This window comes from Streptomyces sp. NPDC039609, assembly GCF_055596705.1.
This window is the reverse complement of sequence record NZ_JBVIUJ010000010.1, coordinates 209,870-231,029: the sequence shown is the minus strand read 5'-3', so window position 1 is coordinate 231,029 and position 21,160 is coordinate 209,870. Positions and strand designations below refer to the sequence as shown.

The 21,160-nt window shown below is 71.0% G+C and carries 15 protein-coding genes; 7 read left to right on the top strand and 8 right to left on the bottom strand.

The genetic code is table 11. The annotated features are described in order from the left end of the window. Window positions 1-4: 4 nt before the first annotated feature. The 5 genes from ACZ561_RS28705 to ACZ561_RS28685 all read right to left on the bottom strand — a co-directional run bounded on the left by ACZ561_RS28705 (window position 5) and on the right by ACZ561_RS28685 (window position 6,771). Window positions 5-937, bottom strand: coding sequence for a branched-chain amino acid ABC transporter permease (locus tag ACZ561_RS28705; protein WP_376442139.1), 933 nt, complete (start codon window positions 935-937; stop codon window positions 5-7). Between the two features lie 105 nt (window positions 938-1,042). Further along, window positions 1,043-2,275, bottom strand: coding sequence for a branched-chain amino acid ABC transporter substrate-binding protein (locus tag ACZ561_RS28700; protein ID WP_471000164.1), 1,233 nt, complete (start codon window positions 2,273-2,275; stop codon window positions 1,043-1,045). A gap of 446 nt (window positions 2,276-2,721) precedes the next feature. Then, entirely contained in the window at window positions 2,722-3,114 is a 393-nt protein-coding gene (locus tag ACZ561_RS28695) for a hypothetical protein (RefSeq protein ID WP_471000162.1), read from the bottom strand. A gap of 786 nt (window positions 3,115-3,900) precedes the next feature. Continuing rightward, window positions 3,901-4,413 (bottom strand): PaaI family thioesterase, encoded by a 513-nt coding sequence (locus ACZ561_RS28690; RefSeq protein ID WP_471000160.1) that lies wholly within the window; start codon window positions 4,411-4,413, stop codon window positions 3,901-3,903. Window positions 4,414-4,488: 75 nt separating this feature from the next. Continuing rightward, window positions 4,489-6,771 (bottom strand): FdhF/YdeP family oxidoreductase, encoded by a 2,283-nt coding sequence (locus ACZ561_RS28685; protein ID WP_471000158.1) that lies wholly within the window; start codon window positions 6,769-6,771, stop codon window positions 4,489-4,491. A gap of 124 nt (window positions 6,772-6,895) precedes the next feature. On the opposite strand from ACZ561_RS28685, the gene polA reads away from it, so the two are divergent. Then, a complete protein-coding gene (polA, locus tag ACZ561_RS28680) occupies window positions 6,896-9,604 on the top strand; it encodes a DNA polymerase I (protein ID WP_471000156.1) in 2,709 nt (902 codons plus the stop codon). Between the two features lie 56 nt (window positions 9,605-9,660). Here the strand turns inward: polA and ACZ561_RS28675 are convergent, their stop codons facing one another. Continuing rightward, complete coding sequence (locus ACZ561_RS28675) at window positions 9,661-10,530, bottom strand: DUF4184 family protein (protein ID WP_471000154.1); 870 nt, start codon at window positions 10,528-10,530, stop codon at window positions 9,661-9,663. Between the two features lie 232 nt (window positions 10,531-10,762). Here ACZ561_RS28675 and ACZ561_RS28670 point away from each other — a divergent pair, with 232 nt between their 5' ends. From ACZ561_RS28670 to pgfA, 3 genes are all read left to right on the top strand, one after another. Then, window positions 10,763-12,493: a lytic transglycosylase domain-containing protein gene (locus ACZ561_RS28670; RefSeq protein WP_471000152.1), complete on the top strand. Its 1,731-nt coding sequence runs from the start codon at window positions 10,763-10,765 to the stop codon at window positions 12,491-12,493. 179 nt (window positions 12,494-12,672) lie between these two features. Next, window positions 12,673-12,813 (top strand): SPW_0924 family protein, encoded by a 141-nt coding sequence (locus tag ACZ561_RS28665; RefSeq protein ID WP_329121831.1) that lies wholly within the window; start codon window positions 12,673-12,675, stop codon window positions 12,811-12,813. A gap of 13 nt (window positions 12,814-12,826) precedes the next feature. Continuing rightward, window positions 12,827-13,789, top strand: coding sequence for a cell envelope lipid trafficking protein PgfA (pgfA, locus tag ACZ561_RS28660; RefSeq protein ID WP_471000150.1), 963 nt, complete (start codon window positions 12,827-12,829; stop codon window positions 13,787-13,789). Here pgfA and ACZ561_RS28655 read toward each other — a convergent pair. Both ACZ561_RS28655 and ACZ561_RS28650 read right to left on the bottom strand, forming a co-directional pair. Beyond that, window positions 13,773-16,502 (bottom strand): ATP-dependent RNA helicase, encoded by a 2,730-nt coding sequence (locus ACZ561_RS28655; protein ID WP_471000149.1) that lies wholly within the window; start codon window positions 16,500-16,502, stop codon window positions 13,773-13,775. The genes pgfA and ACZ561_RS28655 overlap by 17 nt on opposite strands. Before the next feature lie 108 nt (window positions 16,503-16,610). Further along, complete coding sequence (locus ACZ561_RS28650) at window positions 16,611-17,438, bottom strand: class I SAM-dependent methyltransferase (protein ID WP_471000147.1); 828 nt, start codon at window positions 17,436-17,438, stop codon at window positions 16,611-16,613. Between the two features lie 345 nt (window positions 17,439-17,783). Here ACZ561_RS28650 and rpsA point away from each other — a divergent pair, with 345 nt between their 5' ends. The 3 genes from rpsA to coaE all read left to right on the top strand — a co-directional run bounded on the left by rpsA (window position 17,784) and on the right by coaE (window position 21,082). Next, window positions 17,784-19,286 (top strand): 30S ribosomal protein S1, encoded by a 1,503-nt coding sequence (rpsA, locus tag ACZ561_RS28645; protein WP_019885395.1) that lies wholly within the window; start codon window positions 17,784-17,786, stop codon window positions 19,284-19,286. Between the two features lie 204 nt (window positions 19,287-19,490). Next, entirely contained in the window at window positions 19,491-20,429 is a 939-nt protein-coding gene (locus tag ACZ561_RS28640; RefSeq protein ID WP_471000145.1) for a PAC2 family protein, read from the top strand. A gap of 44 nt (window positions 20,430-20,473) precedes the next feature. Then, window positions 20,474-21,082: a dephospho-CoA kinase gene (coaE, locus tag ACZ561_RS28635; protein WP_471000143.1), complete on the top strand. Its 609-nt coding sequence runs from the start codon at window positions 20,474-20,476 to the stop codon at window positions 21,080-21,082. The last annotated feature ends 78 nt before the right edge of the window (window positions 21,083-21,160 follow it).

The window sequence follows — 21,160 nt, the reverse complement described above, 5'->3', positions numbered from 1 at the left end:
GCGATCACGCCCTGTCCGCGGTGCGTTGACCGAGCAGACCTTGTGGTCTGAACAGGAGCACCAGGATGAGGAGGGAGAACACCCAGATGTCCTTCCAGGCACCGCCGCCGAACTGTGCCATCCCGGGGATGTGCTCGACGTAGGCGATGGAGAGGGTTTCCGCGAGACCGAGCACCACGCCGCCGATCATGGCGCCGTAGATGTTGCCGATGCCGCCGAGGACGGCTGCGGTGAAGGCCTTGAGGCCCAGCAGGAAGCCCATCTCGAAGCGGATCTGGCCCTTGTCGAGGCCTTCGGCGACCGCTGCGACCGCGGCGAACGCGGCGCCGATGGCGAAGGCCATCACGATGATGCGGTCGGTGTTGATGCCCATCAGCTTCGCGGTGTCCGGGTCCTGCGCCGTGGCCTGCATGGCGCGGCCGCTGCGGCTCTTCGAGACGAAGAGGCCGAGGGCGAGCATGCACATCGGGGCGGCGACGAGGACGAACGTGTCGGCGCGGGAGATCGACAGGCCGTCGAAGATCTCGAAGGGTCCGCCCTTGAATTCGGGGAAGGTGACCTTGCTCTTGGCTCCCGGGTAGAAACCCCAGATGAGCTGCTGGAGCACGATCGACAGACCGATGGCCGTGATCAGGGGGGCGAGTCGGGGCGCGCCGCGCAGGGGGCGGTAGGCGAAGCGTTCGGCGGCGGTGGCGACGGCCACGGAGACCACCGCGCCGCCTATGAGCATCACGGGGATCGCGATCACGAGGGCGGTGCCCTCGGGCAGGATCGTGTATGCCGTGAGGGCGCCGAAGCCCCCGATCATGAAGATCTCGCCATGGGCGAAGTTGATGAGCTGGACGATGCCGTAGACCATCGTGTAACCGATGGCGATGAGGCCGTAAAGGGCCCCCAGGGCAAGGCCGTCGGCCAGCTGTTGCGGCAGTTCGTTCACCGCAGGGCCTCCGATGAGCGTGTCGGATATGACACCGCGCGAGGGCGCTGTTTGCGCCCTCGCGCGGCTTGGTTCATTTGGTGCGTGTTACGGGGTGGTACGGGGTCAGTCCTTGAAGGTCTCGGACTTCACGTCGACCCAGGCGCCGTTCTTGACCTGGTAGACGGTGAGCTGCTTGTTCGTGGTGTCGCCGTACTGGTCGAAGGAGACCTTGCCGGTCACACCCTCGAAGGAGACCTTGGACATGGCCTCGGTGACCTTGGCGCGGGCGTCGTCCGGGAGCTTGCCGTTGTTGGCGGCGACGACGGCCTTGACGGCCTGGATGATCGACCACGCGGCGTCGTAGGAGTAGCCGCCGTAGGCCGCGTACGGGTCCTTGTAGCCGGCCGCGGTGTAGTCGGCGATGAACTTCTTGGCGGTCGGGAGCTTCTCGACCGGGAAGCCGACCGAGGTGGCCAGGTCACCGTCGTTGGCCTCGCCGGACGCCTTGATGAACTCCGGGTCGTAGATGCCGTCGCCGCCCATGGTGGGGATCTTGGCGCCGGTCTTCTTGACCTGGTCGGAGAGCAGGCCGCCCTCGGGGTACTGGCCGCCGAAGTAGACGGAGTCGGCGCCCGAGCCCTTGATCTTGTTGGCGGTGGAGGAGAAGTCCGTCTCCTTGACCGTCACGGAGTCGGTGCCGACGACGGTGCCGCCGAGGCGCTTGAACTCGTCGGAGAAGATCGCGGCGAGGCCGGCGCCGTAGGTCTGCTTGTCGTTGACGACGAAGACCTTCTTCTTGCCGGCGTCCTTGAACAGGTAGTTCGCGGCGAACTTGCCCTGGATGACGTCGGTGGTGGCGGTACGGAAGTAGGTCTTGAAGGGACGCTTGAAGTCGCCCTTGCCCCAGTTGTCGCCCTGCGAGAGCGAGGGGTTCGTGTTGGCCGGGGAGACCTGCGTGAGGTTGGCCTTGTCGAAGTCCGCCTGCATGGACTGCGAGACGCCGGAGTTCAGCGGGCCGACGACGCCGAGGACGTCCTTGATGCCGACGAGCTTGGTGGCGTTGGCCTTACCGGTGGCCGGGACGGCCTGGTCGTCGAGGGCCTCGATCTTGAAGGTGACGCCCGGGACTTCTTTGTTCTTGTTGGCGGTCTGGACCGCCAGGTCCACGGAGTTCTTGATGCCCTGACCCAGCGCGGAGAGCGAACCCGTGAGCGGCGCGTCGACACCGATGACGACGGTGGTGTTGCCGCTGGAGTTGTCGCTCGTTCCCTTGTCGTCGCGCGAACCGCAGGCGGTGAGGGTGAGTGCTCCCGTGGTGATCACGGTGGTGAGGATGAGCAAGGAACGGTGTCGCACGATGAATCCTTTCCCTGGCGCGGCCCCCTCGAGCTGAGGCGGTGCCGTTAAGCGTGGAGCCGGAGGTGCCGTTTGTGAATGCCGGGCCGTACTGGGGATGACTGGGTGGTGCTGGGCCGTGCAGTGGACGCGCCCGGCGGCGCGGTGACTGGCGGTGACTCTAAGCGCAGGTGAGGGAGGTGGGGAGCGAGGAGGTCAGGATGTGACTGTCTTGTTATCGCGAGGGGGAGAGGAGGTGGACAGGGGGTGGGCAAATTGGGGCATTCCGGTCAGCAATGTGCTGTTCACATAGTGAGAACGCCCAGTTCCGCTAAGGGGCTTGAGCAGATCTTGCTCCTGTCGGACCACTTGTGACTGTCTCCGGATACCGGACACCCCTCCAGGTGTCAGCGAACAGAACGCCGCTGAGGTGTTCCACCGGATCGACACACGTATGTCACGGAGTGTTACGGGGGCGGCTTCCAGTTCTCCGAGCTTCCGGTCGCCCCGTTCGTCGACGCGCACCGTCTTCGGGTCTCCTGGTCGGTGAAGGCCGCCGCTGCTCCGTGTCCCTCTTGGCGCTCCTTGGTCCGGGCGCCGGCGAGGACCTCGTCGTGGATCTTCAACTGCTCATTGGAAAGCCCTTTTTGTTCCCAATCGAGCCCCGCCCACTTGCTCCCCGTGAGTGCCTCCTTCACCCAGTACGCGACGAGGTCGGTGCAGATGTCCACCGCCGTCCTGGGGTGCGCGGGTGCCGGGGCGGGGCTGCCTTCCGAGCAGCCGGGCAGGGTGGCCAGAGCGCCGGAGGCCAGGACCGCGGCGAGCGCGGTCCCTGCCGGAGCGTACGGCGGGAACCTCATGTCCGGGACGCTAGGGGATCTCGTACGAGGGCACAACAGGCTGGCTGATTACGGCAGTTGGATGGCCGCGCGGGCGGCACGGATGCGGGGCGGGTCGAGCCGGTGCACCACGGGCGGGGCGTGGCGGGGGTGTGTCGGCCGCGCCGGCGGTGGTGGCCGGGGATCGTCGGGCGATGGGCGTGGCGACGTTTCGATCCGCCCGAATCGCCCCGACACGTGCCGCTGTTGCCCTGCGGGGCGGTCGTGCGGAGGCGGATCCGTGCGGCGTTGAGCGCGGTGAACGTGATGCGGCGCTCCGAGGCGGTCGCCGCCACCTGGTGGGCCGGGCCTCCCGGAGGGGTCGGGCCCGGGGCTTCGGTGTCCGGAAGTCGATACTCCCGTGTGCCCTCGGTCGGTGGCCCCCGCGTTCGGAAGCCGACGTTCCGCGTCCGGGGGCCGGTGTTCCGCAGCCCGGCGTGCCGGGCGGGCGGCGACGCCCGGAAGGCGGGGCTCCGCACCCTCCGAAAGGGGCGCTGTGACACCCGGCGGCGAGGAGTGCCGGCTCGCGTGGCGGTGACACCCGGTGACCGTGAGGCCTTCATCGTCCCGGAATCCGGGGGCGGTGGCCCGGGGTGGTCGCGCGGGGCGGTTGCGCGGCGGCGGCGGGGTCGCCCCGGGGGCCCCGGCGAGGCTCCCGGCAGGCCGCTCAACGGCGTATCGCTCCTGACACGGCGCGGCCCGGGACGGCGGTGTCCGTCCCGGGCCGGGAATGCTTCGCGGTGGCGGTCCGCGGTCCGCAGGCCGCGGTCAGGCGCTCGCGGCGCCGCCGTCCTTGCCCGCGTCGGGAAGGTTGTCGGCGTCCTTGGCCGTGATCTCGCGGAGCATGCAGGTCAGGCGCGCCGAGCAGACCCGCTTGTCCTGCTCGTCGGTGATCACGATCTCGTACGTCGCCGTGGAGCGGCCACGGTGGACCGGCGTCGCCACACCCGTCACGAGGCCGCTGCGGGCCCCCCGGTGGTGGGTGCAGTTCAGGTCCACGCCGACCGCGATCTTGGAGACGCCGCCGTGCAGCATGGAGCCGATCGAGCCGAGGGTCTCGGCGAGGACCGCGGAGGCGCCGCCGTGCAGCAGGCCGTACGGCTGGGTGTTGCCCTCCACCGGCATCGTGCCGACGACCTTCTCGGCCGAGGCCTCGATGATCTGCACGCCCATGCGGTTGCCGAGGTGCCCGGCCGAGAAGAGGGCGGGAAGATCGACGCCGAGCGCGGCATACTCGTCGAGGACCTCCTGCGGGAACTTCACATGCTGCTGCTCACCCATCGGCCCGGCTCCGTTCGTCTTCGTACGGCTGCTGATCCATTGATCCGCTGAACCCTGATCCGCCTGAGCAAACGCTTAGGCGGAGTGTGATTGTTCCAGACGCACGATGACGGACTTGCTGGCGGGGGTGTTGCTGATGTCCGCGGTGGACTCCAGGGGCACCAGGACGTTCGTCTCCGGGTAGTACGCGGCCGCGCAGCCCCTGGCCGTCGGATAGTGCACCACCCGGAAGCCGGGCGCCCGCCGCTCGCTGCCGTCCTTCCATTCGCTGACCAGATCGGTGTACGACCCGTCCGCCAGCCCGAGCGCCGCCGCGTCCTCGGGGTTGACCAGGACGACCCGGCGGCCGCCCTTGATGCCGCGGTAGCGGTCGTCGAGACCGTAGATGGTGGTGTTGTACTGGTCGTGCGAGCGCAGGGTCTGCAGCAGCAGCCGGCCCTCCGGCACCGCGGGGTACTCGACGGGCGCGGCCGTGAAGTTGGCCTTGCTGGTGGCGGTGGGGAAGCGGCGCTCGTCGCGCGGGGCGTGCGGGAGCGCGAAACCGCCCGGGTCGGCGGCGAGGCGGGCATTGAAGTCCTCGAAGCCGGGCACCACGCGCGCGATGCGGTCGCGGACCGTGGCGTAGTCCTTCTCGAACTCCTCCCACGGTGTGGCCGAGGCGGCGCCGAGCACCGCCCGCGCCATCCGGGCGACGATCGCCGGCTCGGACAGCAGATGCGGGCTCGCGGGCGGGAGGTTGCCGCGCGAGGCGTGCACGAGGCCCATCGAGTCCTCGACCGTCACGAACTGCTTGCCGCTCGCCTGGACGTCCTTGTCGGTGCGGCCGAGCGTCGGGAGGATCAACGCGCGCGTGCCCGTGACCGCGTGCGAGCGGTTCAGCTTCGTCGAGACGTGGACCGTCAGCCGGGCCCTGCGCATCGCGGCCTCGGTGACCTCCGTGTCGGGGGTGGCCCCGACGAAGTTGCCGCCCATGGCGAAGAAGACCTTCGCCTCGCCGTCGCGCAGCGCCTGGATCGAGCGGACCACGTCGAAGCCGTGGTGGCGCGGCGAGACGATCCCGAACTCCTTGTCCAGGGCGTCGAGGAAGGCCGGAGCGGGTCGCTCGAAGATGCCCATCGTGCGGTCGCCCTGCACGTTCGAATGGCCGCGGACCGGGCAGACGCCCGCGCCCGGCCGGCCGATGTTGCCACGCAGCAGAAGGAAGTTGACCACTTCGCGAATGGTCGGCACGGAGTGCTTGTGCTGGGTGAGGCCCATCGCCCAGCAGACGATGGTCCGCTCGGAGGCGAGGACCATCTCCAGGGTCCGCTCGATCTCGGCGCGGGTGAGACCGGTCGCGGCGAGGGTCTCGTCCCAGTCCGCCGCGCCCGCGGCCGCGGTGAACTCCTCGTACCCATGGGTGTGCTCGCGGACGAACTCCTCGTCGACGGCGCCCGGAGTCTCCAGGATCAGCTTGTTGAGCAGCCGGAACAGGGCCTGGTCGCCGCCGATACGGATCTGGAGGAAGAGATCGTTGAGCGCGGCGCCCTTGAACATGCCCTGCGGGGTCTGCGGGTTCTTGAACCGCTCGAGACCGGCCTCCGGCAGCGGGTTCACCGAGATGATCCGCGCGCCCCCGGCCTTCGCCTTCTCCAGGGCGGAGAGCATCCGCGGGTGGTTCGTCCCCGGATTCTGCCCGGCGACGACGATCAGGTCGGCCTGGTGCAGATCCTCCAGCGAGACGCTGCCCTTGCCGATCCCGATCGTCTCGTTGAGCGCCGACCCGGACGACTCGTGGCACATGTTGGAACAGTCCGGCAGATTGTTCGTGCCGAACTCGCGGGCGAAGAGCTGAAGCAGGAACGCGGCCTCGTTGCTCGTCCGGCCCGAGGTGTAGAAGAGCGCCTCGTCGGGGGAGGAGAGGGCGGTCAGCTCCTCCGCGATGATCGAGAACGCCCGTTCCCAGGTCACCGCCTCGTACCGCTCCGCGCCCTCGGGCAGATACATCGGCTGCGTGAGCCGGCCCTGCTGTCCCAGCCAGTACCCACTGCGGGTCGCCAGGTCCGCCACCGGGTGGGCGGCGAAGAAGTCGGGCGTGACCCGGCGCAGCGTCGCCTCCTCGGCGACCGCCTTCGCGCCGTTCTCGCAGAACTCCGCCACATGTCGCTTGTCGGCCTCCGGCCAGGCGCAGCCCGGGCAGTCGAAGCCGTCTTTCTGATTGACCTTGAGCAGGGTCCGCGCGGTGCGCCGCACCCCCATCTGCGCCTGGGCGATCTTGAGGGTGTGGGCGACGGCGGGAAGCCCGGCAGCGGCGTGCTGGGGCGGCGCGACCTGCGGCGCGTCCTGGACCGGGTCGCCGGCGGGGGGCTTGCTGACCATCGCGCTCTCCCTTGAGCGGTCATCGTGTGGCGTACGTACCCGATCCTGTCACGCGCCACGGGCAGCCCGTGCCCGTCGGTCGACGGGGGCGGGAATGTCAGTGGTCCGTGGCAGGATCGTCCCCGTGGCTGAGACAGCATCGAAGACCCAAGACAACCGTCCGCGCCTGCTCCTCATGGACGGGCACTCACTCGCGTACCGGGCGTTCTTCGCGCTGCCGGCGGAGAATTTCACCACGGCGACCGGTCAGCCGACCAACGCCATCTACGGCTTCGCGTCGATGCTGGCGAACACGCTCCGCGATGAGGCGCCCACGCACTTCGCCGTCGCCTTCGACGTGTCCCGCAAGACCTGGCGCTCCGAGGAGTTCCCGGAGTACAAGGCGAACCGTTCCAAGACCCCGGACGAGTTCAAGGGGCAGGTCGAGCTGATCGGCGAGCTGCTGGACGCGATGCACGCGCAGCGGTTCGCGATCGACGGCTTCGAGGCCGACGACGTCATCGCCACGCTCGCCACCCAGGCCGAGGCCGAGGGCTTCGAGGTCCTGATCGTCACAGGTGACCGTGACTCCTTCCAGCTGATCACGGACCACGTGACCGTGCTGTACCCGACCAAGGGCGTCTCCGAGCTGACCCGCTTCACGCCCGAGAAGGTCGAGGAGAAGTACGGCCTCACCCCGCAGCAGTACCCGGACTTCGCCGCGCTGCGCGGGGACCCGTCGGACAACCTGCCCGGCATCCCCGGCGTCGGCGAGAAGACCGCGGCGAAGTGGATCAACCAGTTCGGTTCGTTCGCCGAGCTGGTGGAGCGGGTGGACGAGGTCAAGGGCAAGGCCGGACAGAACCTGCGCGACCACCTGGAGTCGGTCAAGCTCAACCGCGTCCTCACCGAGATGGTGCGGGACGTCGAGCTGCCGCGGACCGTCCAGGACCTCGAGCGCGCGCCGTACGACCGCGCGGCCGTCGCGCTGGTCCTGGACACCCTGGAGATCCGTAACCCCTCGCTGCGCGAGCGGCTCCTCGCCGTCGACCCGGGCGCCGGCGAGGCGCAGCCCGCCGCCCCCGCCGCGGGCGTGGAGCTGGACGGCACCGTTCTCGGCGCCGGTGAGCTCGCGCCCTGGCTCGCCGAGCACGGCGCCGAGCCGCTGGGCATGGCCACGGTCGACAGCTGGGCGCTGGGCACCGGCAGCGTCACCGAGATCGCGCTGGCCGCCGCCGGAGGTGCCGCGGCCTGGTTCGACACCACCCAGCTCGACGAGGCCGACGAGAAGGCCTTCGCCGGCTGGCTCGCGGACCCGGAGCGACCCAAGGTCCTGCACAACGCCAAGGGCGCGCTGCGGGTATTCCCCGAGCACGGCTGGAGCATCGCGGGCATCACCATGGACACCGCGCTCGCCGCCTATCTGGTCAAGCCGGGCCGCCGCTCCTTCGCGCTCGACGCGCTCTCCGTCGAGTACCTGCACCGTGAGCTCGCCCCGGCGGCCGCCGCCGACGGACAGCTCGCCTTCGGCGCCGACGACACCGCCGAGGCCGAGGCCCTGATGACCCAGGCCCGTGCCGTTCTCGACCTGGGCGCGGCCTTCGAGGAGAAGCTCGGCGAGGTCGGCGCGCGGGAGCTTCTGCACGAGGTCGAGCTGCCCACCTCGCTCCTCCTGGCCCGTCTTGAGCGGCACGGCATCGCCGCCGACCGGGCCCATCTGGAGGCCATGGAGCAGCAGTTCGCCGGTGCCGTCCAGCAGGCGGTGAAGGAGGCGCACGCCTCGGTCGGGCACGAGTTCAACCTCGGCTCACCCAAGCAGCTCCAGGAGGTGTTCTTCGGCGAGCTGAACCTGCCGAAGACGAAGAAGACCAAGACCGGGTACACGACGGACGCGGACGCGCTGGCCTGGCTGGCCGCCCAGACCGAGCACGAGCTGCCGGTGATCATGCTCCGCCACCGCGAGCAGGCCCGGCTGCGCTCCACGGTCGAGGGCCTGATCAAGACCATCGCCGCGGACGGCCGCATCCACACCACCTTCAGCCAGACGGTGGCCGCGACCGGACGGCTGTCCTCCACCGACCCGAACCTGCAGAACGTGCCGGTGCGCACCGACGAGGGGCGGGCGATCCGGCACGGCTTCGTCGTGGGCGAGGGCTTCGAGGCCCTGATGACGGCGGACTACAGCCAGATCGAGCTGCGGGTCATGGCCCATCTGTCCGAGGACGAGGGCCTCATCGAGGCGTTCGCCTCCGGCGAGGACCTGCACACCACGGTCGCCTCGCAGGTCTTCGGCGTCGACCGGTCCGCGGTCGACGCCGAGATGCGGCGCAAGATCAAGGCCATGTCGTACGGCCTGGCGTACGGCCTCTCGGCCTTCGGCCTCTCCCAGCAGCTGAACATCGAGGCCGGCGAGGCGCGTGCCCTGATGGACACGTACTTCGAGCGCTTCGGCGGAGTGCGCGACTATCTGCGCCGGGTCGTCGACGAGGCGCGCGCCACGGGGTACACCGAGACGATGCTGGGCCGCCGCCGCTACCTCCCGGACCTGAACAGCGACAACCGCCAGCGCCGCGAGGCCGCCGAGCGGATGGCGCTCAACGCCCCGATCCAGGGCACCGCGGCGGACATCGTGAAGGTCGCCATGCTCAACGTCGACCGGGCGCTGACGGAGGCGGGTCTCGCCTCCCGGATGCTCCTTCAGGTCCACGACGAAATCGTGCTGGAGCTGGCGCCCGGCGAGCGCGAGCAGGTCGAGTCGCTGGTCCGCCGGGAGATGTCCTCGGCGGTCACCCTCCGCGCCCCCCTCGACGTCTCGGTCGGCGTGGGCCCGGACTGGGAGTCCGCGGCGCACTGACGCGACGGGCCCCCACGGTCACGGCCGTGGGGGCCCGTACGACGCAGTCGCGCTGGTCATCGCCCCGGGTGGGAGCACGCCGGCTCGTCGTCCCCGGCGTGTGCCGCCTCGAGGGACGGCGCCGGAGGTGTCCTCCGCAGGCGCATCCACGCCCCGTACAGCACAAGCCCGACGGCGAGGCCCGCGCCGGCCCCGAAGCAGGCCGTCGGAATGATGTCCAGGGGCGTCTCGATCCGGCCCCAGTACGCGTACCAGCGCAGGCAGCGGTGCACCACTCCGGCCAGGAGGCACAGACCGATCAGCCCGCCCGCCAGCCGGCGCTCCCGCCGGCCGAGGACCGGGACGGCCGCGGGCGGCGCGATGTCCCCGGCGGTCGTGCGCAGCGCCCGTACCGTGAACCAGCCCAGCAGGACGAGCGCGAGCGCCGACCCCCCGTACTGGAGATAGAGATAGACGGGGAAGCCGGCCACGATCTCGCCGAGGAACGGGATCGCCCGCGTACCCCAGCGGTCGAGATGGGTGAACGCGTCCCACACCACATGGGTCGTGGCGCCCAGCGCCGCCGACAGTACGAACCAGCCGGCCAGCGGCACCCTCTGCCGCCCCCGCCAGGAGCGGCCGCGGACGAATCCGTACACCCGCCCCCGCCACCGCGCCGGCAGCAGGGCCACCAGCGGCTCACGCACCATCAGCCACGCCGCCACCAGAGCCGCGGTGATCAGCACATCGACGGTGACGACGCCCAGGGCGGAGTGCGTGACATCGCCGAAGACCATCGCCTCCGGGATCGCCGTGGCCGCGAAATAGGTCATGTCGGGCGAGAACGAACCCGCCACCAGTGCGGAGGCGACCAGTGGTCCGCGTGCGGTGCCGTCGCGGCGGATGCCCGGCAGCACCGCGGCGGCATGACTCAGCGTGAACGGCATCGGAACGTCCCCCTCAGGATCCGCGCCGACCAACGGAGTTCCCCTGCGACCGAGGGTCGGCGATCACGCCCAGTATGCGGGAGCGATCGTGAAGGGACGGCGAGCGGCCAAGAGGTGGCGAAAGCGTGAAACACGGTCAGCCCGCGGTGTCCCGGGGCTCGTAGGTGTCATAGGGTCTCCCGTGTTCACGCGCGGGGAGCGCGGGTGCAGTCGAGGGGGAGGGACCATACGTATGGCAGCGCAATTCGGCCGCCGGCTGCGCAGGGGAGCCACCAGCGGTGCCGTCGTGGCCGCGGCGGTGGCGGCACTGGCCGCCTCGCAGGCGCCCGGCGTGACCCCGCCGCCCTCGGACAACGCGAGCGGCGACCGGCCCGCCGGCGTCGGTGACACACCGCCGTCGCCCGACGGCACGGCGACCGGTGACTCCCCGTACTACACCGACCTGCCGCCGCTGAACACGCCCAACAAGCCCGGCACCTCCATAGACCTGCCCATCGTCACCGGCCCCGCCGAGGCGGGCATACCCGCGTCCGTCCTCGCCGCCTACAAGCGGGCGGAGCAGTCGATACGGGCCAGCGACCCCGCGTGCAACCTTCCGTGGCAGCTGCTCGCCGGCATCGGAAAGGTCGAGTCCGGGCAGGCACGCGGCGGCCGTGTCGACGCCAACGGCACCACGCACTCGCCGATTCTCGGCCCGGTCCTCAACGGTGTCGGCTTCGCCAACATCTCGGACACCGACAACGGGGCCTTCGACGGCGACGCGACGCACGACCGCGCGGTCGGCCCGATGCAGTTCATCCCCTCCACCTGGGCGACCTGGGGTCAGGACGCCAACGGCGACGGCCGCAAGGACCCCAACAACATCTACGACGCCGCCCAGGCCGCCGGTCTCTACCTCTGCGCCAACAACCGCGACCTCGCGGTCAAGGCCGACCTGGACCGGGCGATCCTCAGCTACAACCGCTCGACCGAGTACCTGCACACGGTGCTCTCCTGGTTCGAGTACTACAAGCGCGGCACCCACCAGGTGCCGGACGGCACCGGTCAGCTCCCGGTGGACCGCAGCGACACCCCCCGCACCACCACGCCGGGGCCGACGCAGACGCCGACCACCCCGGCCACCCCCGCACCGTCCCCTTCGACGGGCACGCCCAAGCCGAACCCCTCCACGCCCGGCACCACGCCCCCGACCAAGCCGCCCGTCGACCCGCCCGCCGCCGCGAAGGTGTCGCGGATCAAGGACGCCGGCACGGGCGCCCTGACGGCCACCGCCGGCGGCGTCTTCGCCGGCCGTCCGGCCGTCCTCGCTCTCGACGCGGCGGGCAGGCCGGTCGCGGGGCTGGGCGTGCGGTTCGAGATCGTCGGCTCCACCGACGCCAACCTCGGCGGTGTGGCCAAGAGCGTGACGGTGAACACCGACTCCGCGGGCAAGGCCGTCGCGCCGCCCGTCCGGGCGGGCGAGAAGCCGGGCACGTTCCTCGTCCGGGCCACGGTCGTGGGCCGGACGCTCGCGCCCGTCGAGTTCTCCGCGACGGTCACCGAGCGGACGGCCGACACCCTGGTGCGCGGCGACGCCGAGGAGGTGACCGCCACCACCGGCGAGCGGTTCGCCGACCGAGTCCTGGTGAAGGCCACCCTCGACGGTGCCGTCGCCTCGTCGGTCGCGCTCACCGCCACCATGATCACCTCGGGCGACGACCCGCAGACGAATACCAGGGGCCCGTACTTCAAGGACGCCGACGGCAACCCGCTGCGTACGCTCACGGGCCTGAAGACGGACGAGAACGGTCTGCTCACGCTCCCCGACATCTACGCGGACGGGGAGGCCGGCACCTTCCTGCTGCGTCTGACCGCACCCGGCGGCGGCACCGTGACCATCGAACTCAAGGTCACCGCCCCGGCGCCCGAGCCGACCCCGACTCCGTCGCCGAGCGGCTCGACCGAGGCGACGCCGACGCCCTGACCCGACCGGGCCCGGCCGCCGATCCCGTACGGCCCCGCATGACCCCGCCGCCCCTCCGTCCGCCCGGACGGAGGGGCGGCGCTCTGTGTTCTGAGTGCAACGTGTTCTCATCTCGCGGCCGCGTTGCTACGGTGCCCCAGCCCTGACGCCGCATCAGATCGAGCACCGGGAGGCCGACCATGCGCGCCCTCGTAGCCGCCGCCATCGGGCTGGTCCCAGTCCTCCTCGTCATCCTCCTCGTCTCGGTGGTGGACCTCCCGCCCGACGGACCCACCTCGCCCCAGCCCCTCCTCACCGCCGACCCCGGCCCCAAGAAGTAGGAGGAGCCACTCCATGCGCCGCCGAGCCAGCCTCGTCCTGCTCTCCTTCGCCGTGTTCTTCGCCGCGATGGCCCCCACCCTGCGGTGGTACGTCTTCCCCCGCGTGGTGAAGATCCCGCCGAACCAGTACCAAGAGATCGTCCTGGAGTCGAAGCCCGCCACCCTCGTCGACTACTCGACCCTCACGGCCAAGGAGGTCGAGAAGCTCACGATCATCCAGACCCTCAAGGGGAACGTGGAGGAGTCGAAGCGGATCGAGCGCGACGCCGGCCGCGACGTCGTCGTATGGGACGCCCTCACCTACATCACCGGCCCCGACGGCAAGATGGTCTCCCAGATCCCCGAGCGCTACATCTTCGACGCCCACACCCAGGATCCGGTCAACGCCACCGGCGCGATGGTCGACGGCGACGCCGTCCGGCGCGAGGGCATCGAGTTCAAGTGGCCCTTCCTCACCGAGAAGCGGGACTACCAGTACTACGACGCCCGGTCCCGCACCACGGCCCCCATCCACTACAAGGGCACCCAGACCTTCCGCGGCATGGAGGTCTACTACTTCGAGCAGACCATCCCCTGGACCAAGGTCCCCATGCCCAAGACGATGCCCGTCAAGGGCATCACCCCGGAGATGATCGCCCAGTCGGGCATGACCATCTGGTACACCACCAAGCGGATGTTCTGGGTCGATCCCGTCACCGGCGCCCCCGTCAACGGCGAGGAGATCCACGAGGAGGAGCTCCGCAACGACAAGACCGCGTGGAAGGTCACCGCCTTCTCCGGCCATGTGAAGATGCGCGAGGACTACATCCGGTCGACCGTCGAACTCGTCAAGACCAACCGTACTGTCGTCCTTCTCGTCACCTCCTATCTGCCATGGACCTTCGTCACCCTGTCTCTCGCCCTGCTCGCCCTCGCGCTCTGGCTGGAGGCCCGCGGCCGGCGACCCGCCCGGGCGCCCGCTACCGCTCCCTCCTGAGCCGCGCGCTGGTGTGCCGGGTCGGCTCCGCCGCTGCGGGGTCCTCCGGCCACGGGTGCTTGGGGTAGCGCCCGCGCAGCTCCGCCCGGACCGAGCGGTACCCCTCCCGCCAGAACGAGGCCAGATCGGCGGTGACGGCCGCCGGGCGACCGGCGGGGGAGAGGAGATGGACCACGACCGGCGTCCCCGCGACCTTCGGCGTCTCGGCCAGGCCGAACATCTCCTGCAACTTCACCGCGAGGACCGGCTGTTCGCCGCTGTAGTCGACCCGTATCCGCGATCCGCTCGGGACCTCGATCCGCTCGGGCGCGAGCTCCCCGAGCCGGCCGGCCTCACCCGTCGCCCACGGCAGCAGCCGCTGGAGCGCCTGCCCCGCGTCGATCCGGCCCAGATCGGCCCGTCGCCGCGCCCGGGACAACTCGGGCTCCAGCCACGCCTCGGCCCGGTCGAGCAGCGACTCCTCCGCCACCTCCGGCCAGGGCTCGCCCAGGACCCGGTGCAGAAAGCCGAGCCGCTGTCTCAGCTCCTCCGACTCGCGGCTCCACCGCAGCAGCCCGAGCCCCTCCCGCCGCAATCCGTCGAGCAGGGCCGACCGTACGAGCGCAGGATCGGCTCCGTCCCTGAGGGGACGCGTGGCGAGCTCCACGGCGCCCAGCCGGGACACGGACCGGGCGACCACGTCCCCTTCCTCCCAGTGGACCTCCTCGCCGGCCCGGAGCAGGTGCCCGGCGGCGGCCCGCGCCACACCCTCGTCCACCACGGCCGCCAGCCGCACCCGGGCCGTGGCGCTCCGCACCGGCCGGTCCGCCACGGCCACGGCCAGCCAGGGGGCGCTGCGGAGCCCCGAGGCCTCGGCGAGCTCGGCGCCCGTCCCCGACACCATCAGGAACCCGCCGCCCTCCCGGGCCCTGGCCACCCGCTCGGGAAACGCCAGCGCCGTCACCAGCCCGGCCACCGCGTCGTCGCCCCCGCCCGCCCCCGGCCTGGCGCCCCCGGCCGCCACGGGCCCGGTGCCCCCGGAACCAACCGGCCGCGACGAGGACCCGGCAGGATCCGTGCCGTCCGCTCCGACCCGTGCGCCGTCGCCCCCAGGCGCACCGGGCGGGACGGACCCGGCCGACTCCGTCCCGCCCGCACGGGACCCGGCCCGCGCGCCGTCCCCGTCCCCGGGCCCACCGGATCCCGCCTCGGCGGCCGACCGCTCCAGGCGGCGCGCCTCCGCCTTCCACCGCGCTCCGTACGCGTCACCGCCGCGCCGCGCCGCACGCCAGGCGGCCGCCAGATCGTCGCCGTACTCCCGGGGCGGCTCCTCGCTGAGCAGCGCGACCACCTCTGCCGCCCGCCGGACGCCCACCTCGGGCGCGCCGTCCAGGAGGGCCCTCGCCAGCCGGGGGTGCAGGCCCAGCCGCGACATCCTCAGACCCCGCTCCGTGGCCCTGCCCTCGTCGTCCACAGCCCCGGCGGCCGTCAGCGCGGCGCGGGCCGCCGTCATCGCACCCGCCGGCGGGGCGTCAAGGAGTGCGAGCCCTGCCGCCGTGGGATCACCCCAGCACGCCGTCCGCAGGGCGAACGAGGCCAGGTCCGCGATCTCGATCTCCGGGGAGGGGAAGCGTGCTCGCCGTCCGTCGTCCGCCTCCGCCCAGCAGCGGTACACCATGCCGAAGCCCTCCCGGCCGGAGCGGCCCGAGCGCTGAGTCGCACCCGCGATCGACACCGGAACCGTGGCCAGCGACCCGAGGCCCCGGGCGTGGTCCATCCGCGGCTCCCGCGCCAGACCCGAGTCCACGACGATCCGCACCCCGGGCACGGTGAGGCTCGACTCCGCCACGGAGGTCGCGAGGATCACCCGCCGCCGCCCACCCGGCTCCGCCCCGCGCAGCACCGTGTCCTGGACCGCCGCCGGGGCCCGGCCGTGCAGCTGGAGCACGTCGGCGTCGAGGTCCGCCAGCATCGCCGCCGTGCGCGCGATCTCTCCCGTGCCGGGCAGGAAGCAGAGGACGTCGCCCTCGTGGCGCTCGCAGGCGAGCCGGACCATCGCCGCCACATGGCGCAGAAGGGCTGGATCCACCCAGGTGCCGTGCGCCGGCCGGATCCCGGCGGGCGGTGCGGCGAAGTGGACGCGGTACCCGTGCCCCTCTCCCTTTCCCCACACGATCGGCGCCGGACCGGTGCCGTCCAGGACCGTCAGGAGCTGGGCCCACGCCTCGGCGTCGCTGGTGGCCGAGGCGGCGATCAGCTTCAGCTCGGGCCGCAGCGTGGCGCGCACGTCCACCAGGAACGCCATCGCCGTGTCCGCGTCCAGATGGCGTTCGTGGCATTCGTCGAGCAGCACCACGTCCACGCCCGCCAGCTCCGGATCGCGCTGGAGGCGCTGGAGGAGGACACCCGTCGTCACCACCTCGACGCGGGTCGCGGGCCCGGCCCTGCGCTCGCCGCGCACCGAGAAGCCGACGGCCTCGCCGACCTCCTGGCCCAGCAGCCACGCCATCCGCCGGGCCGCCGCCCGCACCGCCATCCGGCGCGGCTCGGCCACCAGCACCCGCCGCCGCGGCCCGTCCCCTAGAAGACCCGCGAGCGCGAGGGGCACCAGCGTGGTCTTGCCGGTGCCGGGAGGCGCGTACAGCACCGCCGTGCCGCGCTCCTCGAGTGCGGTGAGCAGCTCGGGGACGGCATGGCGGACGGGGAGACGGTCGAGTGCGTCGTGTCGGATCACGCACTCAGTTTCGTACGTCGTGGCCGACGCCGTGCCCGGCTGTCCACAGGCCCCCGTCCTCTCATATGACAAGTGGGGTTCACGGGGCCGCTGGGGCGCTTGCGCCCGTCAGTCCCTTTCGCACACGAAGATCGCCGTGCCCGGGATCAGATTCCCCCGCAGCGGGGACCAGCCACCCCACTCCTGGTTGTTCCACACCGGCCACTCCGGCTCGACGAGATCCACCAGCCGGAAACCGCCGGCCACCACGTCGCGTACCCGATCGCCGATCGTGCGGTGGTGCTCCACGTAGACGGCGCGCCCCTGCTCGTCCTGCTCCACATAGGGAGTGCGGTCGAAATAGGAGGAGGCCACCGACAGCCCTTCCGGGCCGGGCTCGTCCGGGAACGCCCAGCGGATCGGATGCGTCACGGAGAAGACCCACCGGCCGCCCGGCCGCAGCACCCGGCGCACCTCGCGGAACACCTTCACCGGATCGGCCACGAACGGCACCGCGCCGTACGCCGAGCACGCGAGGTCGAAGGAGCCGTCGAGGAAGGGGAGCGCTCCCGCGTCCGCCTCGACCAGGGGAACGTCCTCCCCGATCCGCAGCGCGTGCTGGAGCTGTCGGTGGGAGAGGTCGAGCGCCACCGGACGCGCCCCCTGTGCCGCCAGCCAGCGCGAGCACTGCGCGGCTCCCGCGCCGATCTCCAGGACGTCCAGCCCCTTCAGCGCGCCGGCCGGTCCGAGCAGTCCGGCGTCGGCCTCGTCGAGACCCTCGGGACCCCAGACGAACCGGTCGTCCCCGAGGAAGGCTCCGTGGTCGTTCTGGTACTCGTCCGCGTTCCGGTCCCACCACCCGCGACTCGCCCGGCTGCTCTCCGCATCGTCGGCGTCACGCCGGGTCGCCTCCGGCTCCTCGTCGACTCCGTCTTCCTGTTCGTACTCTTGGTTCATCTCGCCCGTCGATGTAGTTTGCGCTCAGCGCGGCTGCGCTACCCCCGGCCGGGTGGCCTGGGGGGACACGAGTTGTGCCGGTTATGCGGCGATCTGCCCCGGGTGCGCGCTTCGCGCATTGACCCTGTCCGGCTGCCCCCGTATGCTAAAGGTTGCGCTGCGGGCCTGCGCGCCTCAGACGGAGCAGGCCGCGCTCGCACGGTTGTATGTCCCCTCGGTTCTCGAGGCGCCCCACCGTTCAGTCGGGAAGGCGCTTCATTGGCTGTCCGGCTTCTTCGGTGCGATACGGGCTCTCGGCGTAGCAGTACCTACGACTTTCTGTCCGTAACCGGAGCCCTTTCCCACATGACGAGCAGCACCGAGACCACCGCCACCACCCCGCAGGTTGCGGTCAACGACATCGGTAACGAGGAAGCCTTCCTCGCCGCGATCGACGAAACGATCAAGTACTTCAACGACGGCGACATCGTCGACGGCGTCATCGTGAAGGTCGACCGGGACGAGGTCCTGCTCGACATCGGTTACAAGACCGAAGGTGTCATCCCGAGCCGCGAGCTCTCGATCAAGCACGACGTCGACCCGAACGAGGTCGTCAAGGTCGGCGACGAGATCGAGGCCCTGGTCCTCCAGAAGGAGGACAAGGAAGGCCGCCTGATCCTCTCGAAGAAGCGTGCCCAGTACGAGCGCGCCTGGGGCACCATCGAGAAGATCAAGGAAGAGGACGGCATCGTCACCGGTACCGTCATCGAGGTCGTCAAGGGTGGTCTCATCCTCGACATCGGCCTCCGCGGCTTCCTCCCGGCCTCCCTGGTCGAGATGCGTCGCGTCCGCGACCTCCAGCCCTACGTGGGCAAGGAGCTCGAGGCGAAGATCATCGAGCTGGACAAGAACCGCAACAACGTGGTCCTGTCCCGCCGTGCCTGGCTGGAGCAGACCCAGTCCGAGGTTCGCCAGACCTTCCTCACGACCCTCCAGAAGGGTCAGGTCCGCTCCGGCGTCGTGTCCTCGATCGTCAACTTCGGTGCCTTCGTGGACCTGGGTGGCGTCGACGGCCTGGTGCACGTCTCCGAGCTGTCCTGGAAGCACATCGACCACCCGTCCGAGGTTGTCGAGGTCGGCCAGGAGGTCACCGTCGAGGTTCTCGACGTGGACATGGACCGCGAGCGTGTCTCCCTGTCGCTGAAGGCGACGCAGGAGGACCCGTGGCAGCAGTTCGCCCGCACGCACCAGATCGGTCAGGTCGTCCCGGGTAAGGTCACCAAGCTGGTTCCGTTCGGTGCGTTCGTCCGCGTGGACGAGGGCATCGAGGGTCTGGTCCACATCTCCGAGCTGGCCGAGCGCCACGTGGAGATCCCGGAGCAGGTCGTCCAGGTCAACGACGAGATCTTCGTCAAGGTCATCGACATCGACCTCGAGCGTCGCCGGATCTCGCTGTCCCTGAAGCAGGCCAACGAGTCCTTCGGTGCCGACCCGGCGTCGGTCGAGTTCGACCCGACCCTGTACGGCATGGCCGCGTCCTACGACGACCAGGGCAACTACATCTACCCCGAGGGCTTCGACCCCGAGACCAACGACTGGCTCGAGGGCTACGAGACCCAGCGCGAGGCCTGGGAGACCCAGTACGCCGAGGCGCAGCAGCGCTTCGAGCAGCACCAGGCTCAGGTCATCAAGTCCCGCGAGGCCGACGAGGCCGCCGCTGCCGAGGGTGGCGCCGCCGCTCCGGCCGGTGCCCCGGCGGGCGTCTCGGGTGGTTCGTACTCCTCGGAGTCGGACGACAACTCCGGCGCCCTGGCGTCGGACGAGGCCCTGGCTGCCCTGCGCGAGAAGCTGGCCGGCGGCCAGAGCTGAATCGGCTCTGCTGCTAGGCACTAGCTAGCCAACGATCGAGGCCCGCTCCCCTTCGGGGGAGCGGGCCTCAGTCGTTCCCGGGTCCGCCTCGCCCCACGCGCGCGTGCCCGCCCGCTGACACTCCGTTCACGAAACCCGGTGCCGGGGGAATGACCGTGCGTCGCAGGGCGTTCTTTTCTACGAACGCGAGGAGGAGCGGTAATCGTGCTTGATCCCCAGGATTTGTACGAATGGGACCAGAAGGGCCTGGCCGTCGTGGACATGGCCCTGGCGCAGGAGTCGGCCGGGTTGGTCATGCTGTACCACTTCGACGGCTACATCGACGCGGGCGAGACCGGCGATCAGATCGTCGAACGCCTGCTGGACACGCTGCCGCATCAGGTCGTGGCCCGCTTCGACCACGACCGGCTCGTCGACTACCGCGCCCGTCGGCCGCTGCTCACCTTCCGCCGGGACCGCTGGACGGCGTACGAGACGCCCTCCATCGACGTCCGGCTCGTCCAGGACGCCACCGGCGCGCCCTTCCTGCTGCTCTCCGGCCCCGAGCCGGACGTGGAGTGGGAGCGCTTCTCGACCGCCGTCCGCCAGATCGTCGAGCGGCTCGGCGTGCGTCTGTCCGTCAACTTCCACGGCATCCCCATGGGGGTACCGCACACCCGCCCCGTCGGCCTCACCCCGCACGGCAGCCGCACGGACCTCATGCCCGGCCACCGCAGCCCCTTCGACGAGGCCCAGGTGCCCGGCAGCGCCGAGTCGCTCGTCGAGTTCCGGCTCACGGAGACCGGACACGACACGCTCGGTGTCGCGGCCCATGTCCCGCACTACGTCGCCCGCTCGTCCTACCCGGACGCCGCACTGACCGCCCTGGAGGCCATCACGGCCGCCACCGGGCTCGTGCTGCCCGGTGTCGCGCACTCGCTGCGCACGGAGGCCCGACGGACGCAGACCGAGATCGAGCGCCAGATCGGCGAGGGCGACGAGGAGCTGACGGCCCTGGTCCAGGGCCTTGAGCACCAGTACGACGCGGCGGCCGGCGCCGAGACCCGGGGCAGCCTGGTCGCGGAGCCCGTGGACCTGCCGTCCGCGGACGAGCTGGGTCGCGAGTTCGAGCGCTTCCTCGCGGAGCGGGAAGGCGACGCATAGACCCGGCGGGCCGGGGGAGGCCCAGGGGCCCTAAGCTGCCGCTCATGCTGAAGGTGGGCCTGACCGGCGGTATCGGCGCCGGCAAGAGTGAAGTGTCGCGGCTGCTCGTCTCGTACGGGGCCGTACTGATCGACGCCGACAAGATCGCTCGCGAGGTCGTCGAGCCCGGGACGCCCGGGCTCGCGGCCGTCGTGGAGGCGTTCGGGCCCGAGATCCTGACCGACGAGGGCACCCTGGACCGGCCGAAGCTCGGTTCGATCGTCTTCGCCGACGCCGACCGGCTCGCCACCCTGAACGCCATCGTCCATCCCCTCGTCGGCGCCCGCTCCGCCGAGCTGGAGAGCGCCGCGGGGTCGGACGACGTCGTCGTCCACGATGTGCCCCTCCTTACCGAGAACCGCCTCGCCCCGCTCTACGACCTGGTCGTCGTCGTGGATGCCTCCCCCGAGACCCAGCTCGACCGACTGGTACGCCTGCGCGGAATGGCCGAGTCCGAGGCACGGGCCCGGATGGCCGCCCAGGCCACACGCGAGGAGCGGCGGGCGGTAGGGGACCTTGTCATCGACAACGACGGGCCGCTGGAGGCGCTGGAACCGCAGGTGCGGAAGGTCTGGACGGAGCTGACGCAGCGGGCGGCCGACAAGGGGCTGTAGGTAATCCGGGGAAGTGCCGGGGTGCGCGCCGATCACCCACGCGCCGGATGGGTAGGGATCGCGGAGGCGGTGGCCGGA